This is a genomic window from Vibrio fortis (assembly GCF_024347475.1).
In the GTDB taxonomy this organism is placed as follows: Bacteria; Pseudomonadota; Gammaproteobacteria; order Enterobacterales; family Vibrionaceae; genus Vibrio; species Vibrio fortis.
This window is the reverse complement of the sequence record NZ_AP025487.1, coordinates 1,181,621-1,196,630: the sequence shown is the minus strand read 5'-3', so window position 1 is coordinate 1,196,630 and position 15,010 is coordinate 1,181,621. Positions and strand designations below refer to the sequence as shown.

14 protein-coding genes and 1 tRNA gene are annotated in these 15,010 nt (G+C 42.7%); 4 read left to right on the top strand and 11 right to left on the bottom strand.

Annotated features, from left to right (window positions below):
* Positions 1-44 precede the first annotated feature (44 nt).
* From OCV50_RS05425 to OCV50_RS05395, 7 genes are all read right to left on the bottom strand, one after another.
* Positions 45-656, bottom strand: a complete 612-nt coding sequence (locus OCV50_RS05425) for a lipoprotein (protein WP_239840635.1) — start codon at positions 654-656, stop codon at positions 45-47.
* 3 nt (positions 657-659) lie between these two features.
* Positions 660-1,649: a hypothetical protein gene (locus OCV50_RS05420; protein WP_239840634.1), complete on the bottom strand. Its 990-nt coding sequence runs from the start codon at positions 1,647-1,649 to the stop codon at positions 660-662.
* Between the two features lie 71 nt (positions 1,650-1,720).
* A complete protein-coding gene (locus tag OCV50_RS05415; protein ID WP_261903899.1) occupies positions 1,721-2,704 on the bottom strand; it encodes a hypothetical protein in 984 nt (327 codons plus the stop codon).
* Between the two features lie 760 nt (positions 2,705-3,464).
* Complete coding sequence (locus OCV50_RS05410) at positions 3,465-4,250, bottom strand: HAD-IIB family hydrolase (RefSeq protein WP_261903898.1); 786 nt, start codon at positions 4,248-4,250, stop codon at positions 3,465-3,467.
* 35 nt (positions 4,251-4,285) lie between these two features.
* Positions 4,286-5,569, bottom strand: a complete 1,284-nt coding sequence (locus tag OCV50_RS05405) for a TRAP transporter large permease (protein WP_261903897.1) — start codon at positions 5,567-5,569, stop codon at positions 4,286-4,288.
* Positions 5,570-5,578: 9 nt separating this feature from the next.
* Positions 5,579-6,043 carry a TRAP transporter small permease gene (locus OCV50_RS05400; protein WP_239840630.1) on the bottom strand — a complete coding sequence of 155 codons (465 nt, stop codon included), beginning with the start codon at positions 6,041-6,043 and terminating at the stop codon, positions 5,579-5,581.
* A 101-nt stretch (positions 6,044-6,144) separates the two neighbouring features.
* The gene (locus OCV50_RS05395; RefSeq protein ID WP_239840629.1) at positions 6,145-7,158 is read right to left on the bottom strand and encodes a C4-dicarboxylate TRAP transporter substrate-binding protein; all 1,014 of its coding nucleotides are present in this window, start codon (positions 7,156-7,158) and stop codon (positions 6,145-6,147) included.
* A 244-nt stretch (positions 7,159-7,402) separates the two neighbouring features.
* On the opposite strand from OCV50_RS05395, the gene OCV50_RS05390 reads away from it, so the two are divergent.
* Positions 7,403-8,107, top strand: coding sequence for a glycerophosphodiester phosphodiesterase family protein (locus OCV50_RS05390; RefSeq protein ID WP_261904126.1), 705 nt, complete (start codon positions 7,403-7,405; stop codon positions 8,105-8,107).
* 9 nt (positions 8,108-8,116) lie between these two features.
* A complete protein-coding gene (locus OCV50_RS05385) occupies positions 8,117-8,869 on the top strand; it encodes a DeoR/GlpR family DNA-binding transcription regulator (protein WP_261903896.1) in 753 nt (250 codons plus the stop codon).
* 3 nt (positions 8,870-8,872) lie between these two features.
* Here the strand turns inward: OCV50_RS05385 and OCV50_RS05380 are convergent, their stop codons facing one another.
* The gene (locus OCV50_RS05380) at positions 8,873-9,805 is read right to left on the bottom strand and encodes a LysR family transcriptional regulator (RefSeq protein WP_239840627.1); all 933 of its coding nucleotides are present in this window, start codon (positions 9,803-9,805) and stop codon (positions 8,873-8,875) included.
* Between the two features lie 269 nt (positions 9,806-10,074).
* Here OCV50_RS05380 and OCV50_RS05375 point away from each other — a divergent pair, with 269 nt between their 5' ends.
* Complete coding sequence (locus OCV50_RS05375) at positions 10,075-10,746, top strand: DUF1826 domain-containing protein (protein WP_261903895.1); 672 nt, start codon at positions 10,075-10,077, stop codon at positions 10,744-10,746.
* A 75-nt stretch (positions 10,747-10,821) separates the two neighbouring features.
* Here the strand turns inward: OCV50_RS05375 and OCV50_RS05370 are convergent.
* From OCV50_RS05370 to OCV50_RS05360, 3 genes are all read right to left on the bottom strand, one after another.
* A tRNA-Ser gene (locus OCV50_RS05370) sits at positions 10,822-10,909 on the bottom strand.
* Positions 10,910-11,063: 154 nt separating this feature from the next.
* Entirely contained in the window at positions 11,064-11,513 is a 450-nt protein-coding gene (locus OCV50_RS05365) for an L-alanine exporter AlaE (protein WP_261903894.1), read from the bottom strand.
* Positions 11,514-11,760: 247 nt separating this feature from the next.
* Positions 11,761-14,196, bottom strand: a complete 2,436-nt coding sequence (locus tag OCV50_RS05360; protein WP_261903893.1) for a hybrid sensor histidine kinase/response regulator — start codon at positions 14,194-14,196, stop codon at positions 11,761-11,763.
* 138 nt (positions 14,197-14,334) lie between these two features.
* On the opposite strand from OCV50_RS05360, the gene OCV50_RS05355 reads away from it, so the two are divergent.
* Positions 14,335-14,904: a YecA family protein gene (locus OCV50_RS05355; protein ID WP_261903892.1), complete on the top strand. Its 570-nt coding sequence runs from the start codon at positions 14,335-14,337 to the stop codon at positions 14,902-14,904.
* Positions 14,905-15,010 lie beyond the last annotated feature (106 nt).

Below are 15,010 nucleotides of genomic sequence, written 5' to 3'. Positions count from 1 at the left end.
ATGGCGGCCTTTTTCACTAATACTAATCGCGGTTCCGTTCGCGGTTATTTTTTCAATGCATCGAACGCTGCAGCAAGGTCCGCTGCCGCTTTTTCGTTGTTGAATTGATCCCAAAGAGCAGAATCTTCACCACCAACTTCATCGATTACTTTATTCATGTTCGCGTCGTATGCGGCTTGGTCCATACCCACTAGAACGTATAAACCACCGGTTGGGCTTGCTTGACTTACGATAACACGACTGTTAGTTAGCGTTTTATTCACGACTGTCTTAGTGATATTTTCGAATGTCTCTTGAACATCTTCAGTCACTAGCGTTACACCTTCTGCAGCTGATGTAGAAGTCACACCTTCAGTCGCTGCTTGGAATAGGTTACTCACGTCAGTTTCAAACTCGGCAGCTAGGTTTACGCGAGCATCATTCACAGCAATTTTGCGCATTACGCTCATGCCTGCAGCACTCTTCTTAGAGTACCCTTTAGCGGCAACAGCGATATCACTAGGAATTACATCACAGATCCAACCCGGTGCTGATACGGTAGGAGCATCTGGGAAAGTACATGGTGCAAAGTTTTGCGCTTCTTTAACCGTTGCATTGTTGCTCTGACAACCAGCCAGTACTGTTACCAATGAGGTTGCAATAAGTAGTTTTTTCATAAATTAAAAGCTATTCCTAAGGTTTTGTTCATGACACTCTAAATCAGTGATATCGCATTGAAGACTTGATGCATCCACCTTACTCATTGTGCCTCTCTTAACTTTTAGTGAGACTTCTTCATCAATCATTACCCAAGAATACTTGTCAGTTACAGCATTGATTTCGTTGTTTACAACGTAGCCTTCACCAATTGGGTAAATCTCTGTTTCACCTTCTAAAGACTTAACAGCGTTTGAGAATATAATATCTGCACCTGGTTTAATTTTGTGCTGCTTACCCATCGCAATGCGTACCTGAGTACCCACTTCACATTGGCGCATCTCTAAAACCGGAGCACTTGCAGCTAACATTTTGTTAAGTTCAGTCGAGTGATTTACCGCTTCCGCTGCAGCTTTAGCCGCCATCGAACCATAACCTGATTCGCTCACAGGACAGCGAGAGTTACTAGTCTCTGTTGATGAGTAAAAGTCGCCCTCTAGTTTGATGCGTTTCATCACTTCCATACTAGGCAGTGCCACAACTTTTGCTACAGCTTCAACATCAAAGTCGTAGCTACATGACGGTGGAATTTCTTTAGTTTCACCGTCTTTATTTTTATAGGTATCGCGCTCACTGAATTTCGTAGTTAAGTCAGCGTGAGTAATCTCGGTAATAATCGCGAAATCAGCAATTGGCACACCTTTGGTACTCATACGACCGCTCTGTTCAGCCAATTTAATCTCGCTTTTCGCTTTATTGGCAATTTTACGATCAACAAGGTTTGCACCTGTTTCATCAATTTGTGTCTCTAATGCATTACGCATAGCAGACTGCATTTTTTTCGATGCAGAGTTCTTAAATTCAAGATCAACAGGAAGCACAACAACCTTCAAGTTATCTGAAGACGGTAACTGGATTTCCGCAGTTTCAATCTCAACGCGCGTGTCAGGAGTACAAACAACATCCTCCTTAATAACACAGCCACTCAAACCAGTAATTATTGCACTAGCCATTAACGTTTTCTTTAACATCTATTCGCTCCGAATATATTTATTTTATTTATTTTTCTAGGACTAGAAGATCGCTATTTGAGTAAGCCTAGCGCAGTCCAAATCCCTTTCTCTTTTATTTGCTCATCAAAGTGGCGAGCTGCCCCTTCGTCGGCATATTTGTAGCTAGTAACAGAGTTACCCGTAGAGATAATTTCACTACGTGACACTGTTTTGGATTTCTTATTTACAATTTTGATATTAGAGACCAAGGTTGAAATATAAGCATCACCGACTTTGTTTCTTCGACGCTCAGAATCCACTTTCAACACATGCGTTTGGTTTTTGTTCTTTGAAGTAGATGTCGCAATGTTGAACTCTGATAGTTGATTCCCTAAAAGTTCAATTGCTTTTCTTGACTCTCTGTCAGACGAGAGGCGGATGTTAATTTGACTGCTTAGCTTTTGGTGCGTAATAGTCAGCTGTTCAATTGCGTTGATGTCAGCTTTATAACTAGGCTTCAGAGATGAAAGCATTGCAATACGCACTGAAGCATCGTGCTCGGTTTGATAAACACTACGGTTGTCTAACCACCAAAGTAATTTATCTTCGTGAGAGAGCGCATCAAGCTCTATTTGAGCCTTACGGTTAAGATCATTGATTTCGCGAATCAACTGTTGAGTTACGAGAGAACGTTTAACACGCACTTCGACAAATGCACCAAGATCGTTCTCTTCCATTTGTACATATTCAATACCGTTAAGCGTCAATGACTCAGTCTTAGTATTAACTTTGTTGTCAACTAGGCTATTTGAAAAACCCTTACCGTTGGTTTCTCGAACTGTGTCTCTCATGTAGAAAGATGACTCAACTTGGGTCCATAACTTTTCGTTGATGTTGTTTACAGCAATTTTCTTGGCATGAGACAGAGTTCGCGCTTGAGAAACCGCATAAATGTACTCGCCACTGTCAGCCTGAGGCTTCAGGTACCACTCAGGCTTTGTCGATTGACAGCCAGAAAGAACAAGCAACGCGAATAGCGCTATGAAAAAGCGAACTATTTTTTTATTTGAAGACATTTGGAACCAATATCGAAAAATTTTGTCGCAATGTTATATCTACAAAATTAAACATTCAAATGACCAAATTTATATTTCGATTCATTTTCAAGCGAAATATGTTTATTTTTTATAGATTTTCAGTATCAAAAACACACAAAATTTCCAGTAATTAATAAAACAAACAATACAAAGTCTTGATTTTGAAACAGTTAGTTTAAATTATAAATCACACAATAACCCTTTAATTTTCATTGATAAAAACGTGAACAAAGTCTTAAAAAAATTGAATATCAGTTCAGAAAAATCACATATTTTTAACTAAATACGTGATATTTATTCAATTAAAATGAGACATACAACTCAATAACAACTTAGCTATTGACAGCTGATTTGGCACCATTGATTAAAATAATGATCAACATGAACACGATAATGTTTAAAAAAACATCACTACTTACAACTTTATAAATAATTGGTGTGGTGGGTTTTATGAGAACGTGATGTCTATTTTTTGACCTATTAATGATATAAATGAAATTAATATCAAACCAAATGACATTTAAAATAAGTATGCGTAATAATAAATTTAGAAGGGAATATGGTTCTTGTGAGAAGGTTAATCATCAGTAAGTTCTATTTAAATCGAGACAAGCAACCTGGTAAAACACCAATAGAAAATGAACTTTTCAGCTAAATATTCCTTCATAGACAGAAATTACAGATACCACCTTAAGGGTAGTTTTACTTTTGCCTATGAAGGGGTGAGCATGTCTATCTACTATTTTAGCGCGAGTAACTTGTCCGTAAACTCCGCAAAACCATAACCGCCAGGTTGAGTCATCACAACGACAGGATGATGTTCAAGGCGTTGCCAATAGTGTTGAATATTTGCGACACCGACGCTGTTTGGTAAGGCTTCAAACATGTATTGGTCGTTCATAGAATCTCCCACATAACAGCTGTGTTTGAGTATCTCCTCGGCTGACAGCCCTTTCTGCTTGAGGAAAGCCGTCGCGGTCGCTTTTTTAGAGTGTTCGCCATACCAGGCATTGATATGTATCGAGCTAGCGGTGGCATGCGCTCCTAATGCATGGATTTTGGCAACGACGTCTTCAATAACACACTCACTGACACGCGCTCTATTCTGACCAATGTCAATTGCTACTTCACACAATCGATAAGACTGATCCAATGTTAATTCCAAGTCTGGGTAGTCTTTCAATATGTCCAAAACTTGTTGCTTCAGTTGTTGTTGTTTCTCACTGATGACTGTCATTGGAACATCTGAGCGCAGTGTTAAATACCCCCCCTTCTTTTCCATAATGAACGCGCCGTTTTCACCAAGCACCGCATCGACAGGCCAAAGCTGTGCAATATGATCGCACCACCCTGCGCAGGCACCGGTTACAGCAACCACTTTTTTTCCCGAATCTCGAAGCTTTTTTAGTGCGATGAGGGTTTCTGGCGGCAGTTCGCCTTTCCACGTCAATGTGTCATCGACATCTGTCAAAACCCAATCTACATCTTTCCAACTCTGGTTTAATTCATTCGTGACCGAATTCATTTTTACACCTCTAAATAATGATTAACGAAACAGTGTTAAAGCAAATTCGGCAGGAACATCACCACGCTCTCAGAGAACGTCAGTAACATCAATACCGCTAATAGTGCTAGCAACAGGGGAGCCACTTCTTTAACGAAGTCGACCATACGGACTTTCAATATCGAGCACACCGTAAACATCATGGAGCCGAATGGCGGAGTTACACCACCGATCATAATGTTCACGATCACGATAATGCCGAAGTGAACCGGATTCACCCCCAGATTCAATACAGCAGGAAGTAATAAAGGCGTCAGGATAATCATTGCTGCACCGCCTTCGATGAACATACCGACCACCAGCAGCAACACGTTGATCAATAGCAGCAGTACCAGTTTGTTATCTGTTAGCTCTATCAATGCCGATGCGACGTTATGTGGGATTTGCTCCAGCGTCATGTAATAGCCAAAGACCATCGCACCAATGATGATGAACATTACACTACTGGTGCCTTGAACCGTCTCTCGCATAATTTGTGGAATGTGTTTGAAGCTCAACTCACGGTAGATAAATGCACCAATGATGACGCAAAGTAGAACCGCAATAGCGCCAGCTTCCGTCGGTGTAAAGAGTCCAAAGCGCATACCAAGAATGATGCCGAACGGGATCAACAGAGCGGGTACAGCCTTAAAGAAGTAATGAAGACGTTCTTTTGCTGTCGCTGGTTTCGAGCGTGAAGGTTTGTAGTTGCGCTTACGAGAAATAAACCAAATCGTGACCATCAAAGACAGAGCCATCAAAAACGCGGGGACATAACCTGCGATAAACATTTGATGAACCGAAACGTTCGCCAACAGCGCGAAAATAATCAAGTTGATACCAGGTGGAATCACTGGGCTAATACTTGAAGATGCGGCGGTCACAGCCGCAGTAAACGGTAAGTCGTAGCCGCGCTTGGTCATCTCAGGTGCTAAGATTTTTGACTGCATTGCGGCATCGGCGTTCGCAGAACCGGAAATACCACCCATCAGCGTACTCAATGCCACGTTAACCTGAGCCAAGCCGCCCGTCTTATGGCCAATCATTGAGTCGGCAAACGCGAGTAAACTTTTGCTGATACCCGCGTAGTTCATCACCGATCCCACCATGATGAAAAAAGGGATCGCCAACAGTGGAAACGACTCCGCCGAACTGATGAACCTTTGCATTACCAAGGTTACGGGAATCGAGTTGTTGATAAACAAGAAATAAACCATTGCCGACGATATCAAAGAAAATGCAATTGGAATATTTAGTAGGAAAAGAACAAAAAGAATAATAATTGGAAGATAGCTTTCCATTGAGATTACCTACTGCTTAGAACTTTTTAGAGAAGCTACATCGTCCACAATAAACTTAACTGTGTGGATAGCCATCAAGGAAAAACTGAGCACTAATACCCCATTGATTGCAAAGTAAGACATGCCCATCACTGGCGTCACTTTGCTAGAAAGCATCAAATACTGGTAACTAAGCACTGACATTAAAATGTTGATACCTAATAGAAATACAGAGACTCCCAACTTAAAAATGCGCTTAGGTCGCGTAGGTAACATGGCGACTATGACATCTACGCCCATGTGAAGTTTGTGCTTGTAGCATGAGCTGATGCCTAGATACACAGCCCAGATAAAACAGATCACTGAGAGCTCTTCGCTCCAAGGTACAACAAAGCCGAATCCATAACGCAAAACTACGTTTACAATCACCACAAGCACTGTGATTGAAATGGAGATCGACGCTAAGATTTCTTCAAGGTTTCTTAATAAAAACAAAAGCCCCTCCTAGATATGCTCACCATAAATACTACGAGCACACAGGAATAAAGCGCCCCAAACCATTAGGGCGCTAGTATTAACAAATGGAATTCTAGTCGTTATTGAGCCGCACGAATCGTCTCAAGTTCTTTCATGATGGTCGCGTGAACGCCTTCACTCCAAGTTGGGAACTGGTTGTAAACGTCTGCCGTCAGCTGGTTAAACTCTTCAGAGTTCACCTCATTGAACGTCACACCCAGTTCTTCCAGTTTCTGCTTATACTCTTCATCAAGCTTAACCAGTTCTTGAGTATTAGATTCAACACCCGCTTCTAGCTCTTCGTTGATAATCGCTTGTTGCTCTGGCGTAAACTTGTCCCACAAAGTTGGGGAAATGTAGATGCCAACAGAGCCAAGGAAGTGCTTAGTGAGCGACATGTTCTTAGCAACTTCGTAGATCTTCGTTGAGTACATCGTCAGAATAGAACCTTCTAGACCATCAACCACGCCTTGTTGAACACCAGCGTATGTTTCTGGGAAAGGAAGAGAAGCAGGTGCTGCCCCCATTGCTGAGAGTGTACTAATGAACAGTTGACTTTGTGGTACGCGAATACGCATCCCCGCCATGTCTGCAGAATTAACGATCTCTTTATTCGTGATCATATGACGGAAACCAAACATATAGTCCGCGTTTAATACCTTGATGCCCTTCTCTTCAGCTTTCTGTTTAAGGCCTGCTACATACTCGGTGTCCATCATCGCTAGGTATTCATCGTAAGAGTTGTACAACATCGGGCCAGCAAGTGCCGCAAAGTCAGGAACGTAGTCACCAAGATAAGTCAGATCTTCAACAGCAATCCAGTTCGCGCCGTTGACGACTTGCTCCAAGTTATCTTTGTAAACTGGCAGTTGGCCTCCAGGGAAGACTTTAATGTTAACCGACCCATCCGTACGCTCACGAATTTTGTCCGTTACCTTTACTAGCTCCTGCGTTAGAAGCTCATTCTGTGTGAACACCAAGCTCATATTGATATCAATCGGTTCAAGCTTTGCTTCTGTTGTGGCTTCATCTGCTTGACCACAACCGACAAGAAGCGCTGCAGCCGTCATTACTGTTCCTATTAGCTTTTTCATTTTGAATCCTTTGTTTTGGATGTGTTACTTCAATTGAGTATAGAAGGCTAAATTTTGGTTGAGTATGCGATTCAATTATTACATTCATATGAACATAAAAATGTTTATTTGAACATTGCAGGAAATATGATCTTGTCCATAAAATGCGACTTTTGTGTTCGAAATTTCATCTGGATAGTAATAAATCTGTAACGAGAGAACGATAATGTTCACTCAAATTTCAAATGAACAATTAGACATTGATATGATCACTGGCCATCGAGGTGCAGCCCTTTTAGCACCGGAAAATACAATCATCAGTATTGAACGCGCAGCTCAAGCAGGTGCAAAGTGGATAGAAATTGATACGCAACTAACCGCCGATAAAATCCCAGTCGTTATCCATGATGAAACCGTTGACCGTTGTACCGATGGCGAGGGTAAGCTTTCGGACCTCACACTAGACGAAATTAAGAAGTTAGACGCAGGTAGTTGGTTTGATAGCGAGTTTGTGGGAACCACCATCCCCACTTTGGAAGAAGCCATGCTCAAGTGTATGGAGCTTGAAGTAACTTTAAACCTTGAATTAAAAGTCTATAACCAACACTCAACTCAAGCTCTAACCGATGAAGTACTTGCGACCGTTGAACGTATCAATTATCCGTTAGGCAAATTGCTGTTTTCTAGTTTCAATCAGGACGTATTGGCACAATGTAAAACACACTATCCCGAAGTAAGACGTGGTTTTATCTGCGATAAATGGGATCAACAAAGCCTAAATAACCTTTTAAGTTTGGAGCTTTATAGTATTCATATCGACCACCATCTACTCGATATTTCTATCGCCAATGAGATAAAAGAATCGGGTATAATTCTAAAGATATGGACACTCAACGAGCCATCAAAAGCGAAAGGATTCTATGAGATGGGTGTCGATAACATCATTACCGACATGCCAAACCAATTTTAGTGAAACGATATGGAATTAAACCAGCGCCAAAAACTGATACTTGCCACTCTTAAAACCAATCAAGATGTTCAGATTGACCATCTTGCGGAGCAGTTTGAAGTCACGACACAAACGATTAGACGCGATGTAAACCAACTTTGTGAGCAAGGGTTAGCGCGACGTGTTCATGGTGGTGTGAGCCTCCCAACAGCACTCACCAATACCAGTTATCGTTTCCGTACTGGTGTCGAATCAGAGAGTAAAGACAGCATCGCGATGGCTGTCGCTAAAGCGATTCCGGAAGGCGCTACCATAATGATGGGCATTGGAACAACGGTCACCCGAATTGCTCAATATTTGCTTGCTAAGCCCTCACTGCGTGTTATTACCAACAACCTGCAAGTTGCACGTATATTAGAAGCCAATGAGCAGATTGAAGTGTACTTGGCAGGCGGACTTTTGCGACGAGAGCATCAAGACTTGGTTGGCAGTAGTGTGGTTAAATTCTTCTCAGATTTTGAAGCCGACATTGGCATCTGTGGTTGTGGCTCTATAACAAGTAGCCACTATGCGATGGAGCATGAGCAAGTAGAGGCAGATCTTTCCAAAGCCATTATCACCAACTGTCGTGAAAGCTGGCTAGTGGCCGATGCAAGCAAATGGGACCGCTGCGCAGCTCTAAAAGTCGCATCTCTAGATAGCTTTGATCGCGTCTATACCAATAATCGTAATCTTCCAGAAGAACTAAGCGTGCACCTCATCGAAGACACAACTTCAGCTTAGATACTATCGGACCAACCCACTTGCATCGCTTCGAAGGAAGTGGGTGTTTTCAACTAAGAAATCAAGCAGTGTACTCGCTTGAGGGCTTAACGCTCGACCTTTTAGTGACTGAACTTTAACTCGAGCTTTAGACAAAATCTCAAGATCAGTTGGCACGACCTCAATCTCACCCGATTCAACCTCATCTAAAACCGTTAGCTTAGGCATAAACGTGACACCCAGCCCAGCTGATACAAAGTTCTTCAATGCACTCACTGAATTAGTCTGTAGCTTTGGTGATAGGCTCACGTGAGACACCTGTTGCGCGTGATGGACAAGCCTCCCCATACCGGTCGAATTATCGATGAGCGCTAGAGGTAAAGCTTGCAGATCTTGCAGTGTTGTCGGTTCATCTTTTAAAGTTAATAGGTGTCCCTTGGGAACAATGAGCTCTAATGGGTGACTTCGCTCAACATGAGTATGTAACTTGGGATGTGGTGCAGCAGCGTACGTTATAGCAAAATCGATCTGCTGATCTTCAAGAAGTTTAACTGCGTCTAGTGCGCCAGCGATTTCAATCGATAGGTTAATATCTGGGTAACGAGTCATAAAGGTTTCCATCGGCTTAGAAACCAAGTTCGTAATGAAGCCCTCTCCGATTGCGATACTAACACTACCACCCGTTAAGTTTTTCAATTTCGTTAGCTGAGAAAGTACCGCCGCTTCACTTCGAATTATGTTGCGATAGTGATTGAGCAACTCATTGCCAGCCTCAGTCAAATACGATTGACGGTTATTACGCTCCCACACTTTCATTTCAACCTGAGCTTCCAGTTGCCCCAACATACGACTCATAGCGGCTGGGTCGACATTGAGCATTTTCGCGGCCTTACGTAATGAACCGTATTTCGACAGTCCGTTGAGGTACTCCAAAGCGCGTATATTGAAATGATGCATAACTAATCCTTGTACTACAGCTATTCGCTAAGGGTCTCATACATACTGCTACCTAATCTCGACAAATATTCCTGTTATTGATGTAAGGTGGAAAATCTGTGCTTGAAATCACCTATCTCTATTCCTATCCCAAAGCGTTTCCAACTCTATTCAATCGCAGCATTTTGATTGCAACAATTGTTATGATATAACGTTTCATTGCTAGCTTTGTATTAATACTGCGAGATGCAATACACGCTTTAACGGATTTAGACACTGGGGATGACACCATGAACACTGCGACTACTGAACGACTTTCTGCGGCTACCGAAACGAGCAATACACCTTCGTACAGCACAGGGGAATCGTCAACAGTGCTGACAGATATCTATCAAGACCATATCAATATGGTGGTTTGGGAGCGCACATTCAGTGATGAGTTAACACAAGCTATCGAGGAGTTTGTTGCCAATAACCCTGATTTCAGCAAGTCAGTGAATGTGTCTTCTGAAAGCGCTTATCAAGAGTTACAGAGAACACTCGACGACTTGCCGCCAGCTTTAGTTCAGAATATTGCAGAGCTTGTCGATATGTTCTGTTGTTTATTCGATCTCAAAGATGCGGGTGTGCGCCTTGCCACGTTAGACCGCGCCATGTGCCCACGCTTCCACGTAGATCGCGTTCCATGTCGATTAGTCACCACCTTCTACGGAACAGCAACACAATGGCTACCTAATCATGTATTGGATCGATCTAAGCTTGGTCACGGTAGTAACGGGCAACCTGACCATCTATCAGGCTTATACCAAGATGAAAGTGATGTTCAACAGTTGTCGTGCGGCGACGTAGCGTTGTTAAAAGGTGGAGCGTGGATTGGCAATGAAGAAACAGCATTAGTACATAGATCACCAATGGTTTCTGCTCAAGAGAATCGACTACTGTTGACGTTGGATTTTGGCTAACACAATTCTAAATTCGTCTTTCAGAACGGCCTAAAACGACGAAAGCCTAGCATTGCTGCTAGGCTTTCTAGAATATGGCGGTGAGGGAGGGATTCGAACCCTCGATACGTTTCCGTATACACACTTTCCAGGCGTGCTCCTTCGGCCACTCGGACACCTCACCAAATTTTGTTGTTAAGCTATGTTGCTCAACGAGGCGCTACTTTATTGATTCTGCTTGCTCTGGTCAAGGGGCATTGTCAAAAAAGTTAGCTTAACTGGTCTGTTCGCTTACAAATTAACTCATTCGTTTGAAAACAGACCAAATATCAACAGGGTTACGCTTGTTGATAGTAACCCGGTACACGGAACCACTTGCGGCACATATCTAAGAAGTAGCCATATAGCACGCCCATACCGCATGAAATTACGGCATTACTGGTTACCGCTGTAATGATTTGATCCGTTGACGCACCTACCGCGAACAAGATACCCGCATAAACCGGAGACTGAAACAGAACATATGCAACTAGATCAGAAAGATTTTTCGCCAATGAACTGTCTGATAGCTTTGCGCCATTACGCAAAACCCAATCACGAAAAACACCGTAAGGCCATGCGATTGCAATATTGACAGGAATAGAGAGCGTTCGTGATGCAAGAGACTGTTCAAAAGACATGCCCGAGATAAAGATCTCAACGATCATGCCAGAAATAAAACAGAAAACTACCATAGCAAAAGTGTCCGCTGCTGCGTTACGGATACAGAATGGTCCACGAGATTTCATTGATTAAAACTCAAAATATATCACTGCCAATCCAGCGATTTAGTAACATATAAAAAGGGTAAATCCTTACCCATCCAGATTATGCCACTATTAAACCACAAGACTTGCAGTGATAGATTTCAAATTTAAAATGAAGTTGTAAATTTACAACCAGAATTTACAGTAAAACCAGTTACTTCCACCAGAAAAGCAGATCAAGTTCAAATTTTACCCAAATCGTACTTTACTTACTGTAATTAAAATACAGCTACTCTACGGGAATATTGACGGTTATTGAATTGATGAGCTCTTGCGAAGGGAAACGCCCTTTAGAAAGCTCTTGGATAGCTTGGGTCAGTAACGATGGAAGCAAAGAATCATCCGTCGGTTCAATGTGAATCAGTAGGTTCTCTAGCGCAAATGTCGCCAATTCAATACTCTGATCCTCAAGAGCGATATACAAGGTCACCAGTAATTCCTCAGCGTTGTCTGGTGCTTTAATCACAGGCTCTTTATTCGCTTCCGGCTGAGAATCATGGTATTGGTATAGCTTATTCGAGAATCTAAACAGGGCGTCATCGAGCTCTCGCTCGTCAATTGGCTTAGCGATGATGTAATCGACCCCTGCCCCAGCCATTCGCTCTCGAGTCTCTTTAAAGACGTCTGCAGTACAACCAAAAATAAGCACTGAGGACATCTCATCAGCCAGAGCGCGTATCGCGGTTGTTGACTCTACGCCATCCATGACAGGCATGTGGTTATCCATCAGAATTAAATCAAAGCGCTCTGATGCCACGGCTTGAATAGCAAGCTCACCGTTTTCCACGCTCTTACAACTGAAGCCTTTATTATTCATAAAGGTTTCAATAATTACGGTATTGGTGCGGTTATCTTCAACAATGAGCACTTTTAACCCCGAATAGTTTAGCTTGGAGTGAGGTAAGCTCTCTATCTCTCCGGGCTCTGTTGGCTCAATTCTCAAATTCACGTCAAAACTGGTGCCAATACCCTCTTCACTGGTTACCTGAATATCGCCCTCCATTAACTCAGTGATTTTTTTGACTATCGCTAACCCAAGGCCAGTACCACCAAAACGTCGCGTCGTTGAAGATTCCGCTTGCTCAAATGGGTTGAAGATTCGCTTCTGAGCTTCTTTAGAGATACCAATACCCGTATCACGGACTCGAATGTTCAAGTAGGTGTGACCATTTTGGTTTATCTCTTTGAAATACACCTCAACAAAACCACGAGACGTAAACTTAACGGCGTTATTAAGTAAGTTGAACAGTACTTGACGCAGGCGCGCTTTATCAGAGAAATACCAGCGACCTGCAGGCACTTCTGTATAAACCTTGAACTGAAGGCCTTTCTCAGTAGAGAGTGTGTAATAGACACTGTTAATGCTGCCGATTAGAGAATCGAGTGGGAAACGGGTGTTATCTAAGTCCAACTTGCCCTGCTCTATTTTCGAGAAGTCCAAAATCTCATTAAGCAAGGTCATCATATGATCACCCGATTCATATAAGCTGCGCAGGTGTTTCTCTTGCTCTTTGTTTAATGGTGTTTTTAATAGGATCTGCGCAGTTCCCAAAACCCCATTCATTGGCGTTCTTATCTCGTGAGAAAGTGTCGCTAAGAATGCCGTCTTCGCATTAGTCGAAGCCTGCGCCTTCACTTTTTCCGCTTCAAGGTATACCGTTTTTTCATTGAAGGCTTTTATCAGGTGCCCTATTTCATCTTGGCTATGATAATTAACATCGATAATACCGCCCGCTTTCGAGCCGTCGACCTTGGCTGCGATGGTCGTAATTGGGCTAATGAGATACCGATTCAGAAGGTAGTAACCGGCCATGACACACAAAAGTAGAAACGGGACAATCCCCCCTTCAATACTCATCACCTGCCTAAACACTTCATCAGACACTAACAACTTAGAGTTAACCACATCAACCTGCCAATCAAACTGGCCAAATTTATGGTTACTGATGTAGATACCTTCAACCAAGTTAAAGTTATGCGACACTAAAATTTGCTGATGCTGATCTCGCAGTGTAATACCTAGATCGTACTCTTCTGCGTGGCTCTTAATAAAGTTGAGTAGCTCAGTTAAGGACAGATCGACGGTCGCGACGCCCGAGAACTTACCGTCCAAATAAAACGGGGCTGAGGCCGTGATCATTTGAATGTGTGTGTATGGATCAAGGTAGACATCACTCCAAGACACTGTGCCAATAGGTTTATCGACAACGGACGTATACCAAGCCTCTTGGTGGTACAGCATAGACTTAGGGTTATTGTAAGAGAAAAGCTGATCTATTTTTCCATCATCAGCTTTATTAAAGAAATAACTGTCTCGTTCTCGGTCGGCCCCATATACATAAGGTTCCGGCCAAATACCAGCACTGATAATGGTCTCGTCACTAGTTGCCAGAACCGACTTAAAATGGCGAGCAAGTAAATTGGAGTCGGGTTGAGCTTGTGCTAGGCCAACAATACTATGCAAGAAGCCCTCAGAGCTATTGAGCGGCGCTTCAATCAATGAAGAAAGGATCTCTGCTCGTAAGTCCAAATTTTGTTGGAGCTTTGCACGTACCGGGGATTCAACAACGAAATAGGTCACACTACCAATAATGGCAATGAAGGTGGCAAGGTACAATCCAAGTGCAACCTTACTTTTTTTCTTAAGAGATGAACGTATCTGCATATTATTGTGTTGTTGCTTTTTTATTTAAGCTAGCGATTATATTCAGTTACATCAAGCCTTTTTAGATTGGGTTTTGATTGCGGCAACAACATTGGTACTATAAGCGTCAATTTGTTTCACCTACTACGGTACTTCAGTTTGACACTACAAGAAATTCTTGCGCTTCCTGAGTTGGAAGGAAAACTCATCACAGAACACAAAACTCTTGGCTTTGTAACTGCAATGGCAGCTGCGCCAAACGTGTTAACGCCGCACGAATGGCTTCCATTCTTATGGGGTGGTGAAGAAGTTGCTCCTTTCGCTGATGGCGAACAACTCGAAAGCTACATTGAAGCAATCATTGCTCTGTGGAATGAAACACGCCCAGATTTAATGGAAGGCAACTGGACTTGGCCTGAGGCTTGCCAACTCGATGAAGAAGAAGTAGTGAACGAAGCAACTCGTGACTTCTGTGAAGGCCTACTGCAAGGCTGGCAGATTGCTCGCGATGATTGGGAAACCTTGATGCCTGAAAACAGTGAAGACAATGCACTAGTTGGCGGCGTTCTCCTATCAATCAGCATGCTTTATGATCCAGAGACGTCTATCGCGACATTAGCGGAACAAGGCGTTGAGGGGTTAGAGCAGTTTGAAGAGATCTTCAATGCTGTACCTGTGATGCTATGTGGCTTAACACAGCGTGGTATTGCACTGGCTGAAGTTCAGTAGGCTCTTCTTCGTTCATGCATCACTTGATGACACCCTGAACGAAAAAGTTAAAGGCTTCCCATCGGAAGCCTTTTTTGATCTCTTTAGAAAAGAATGTAAGCGAGAA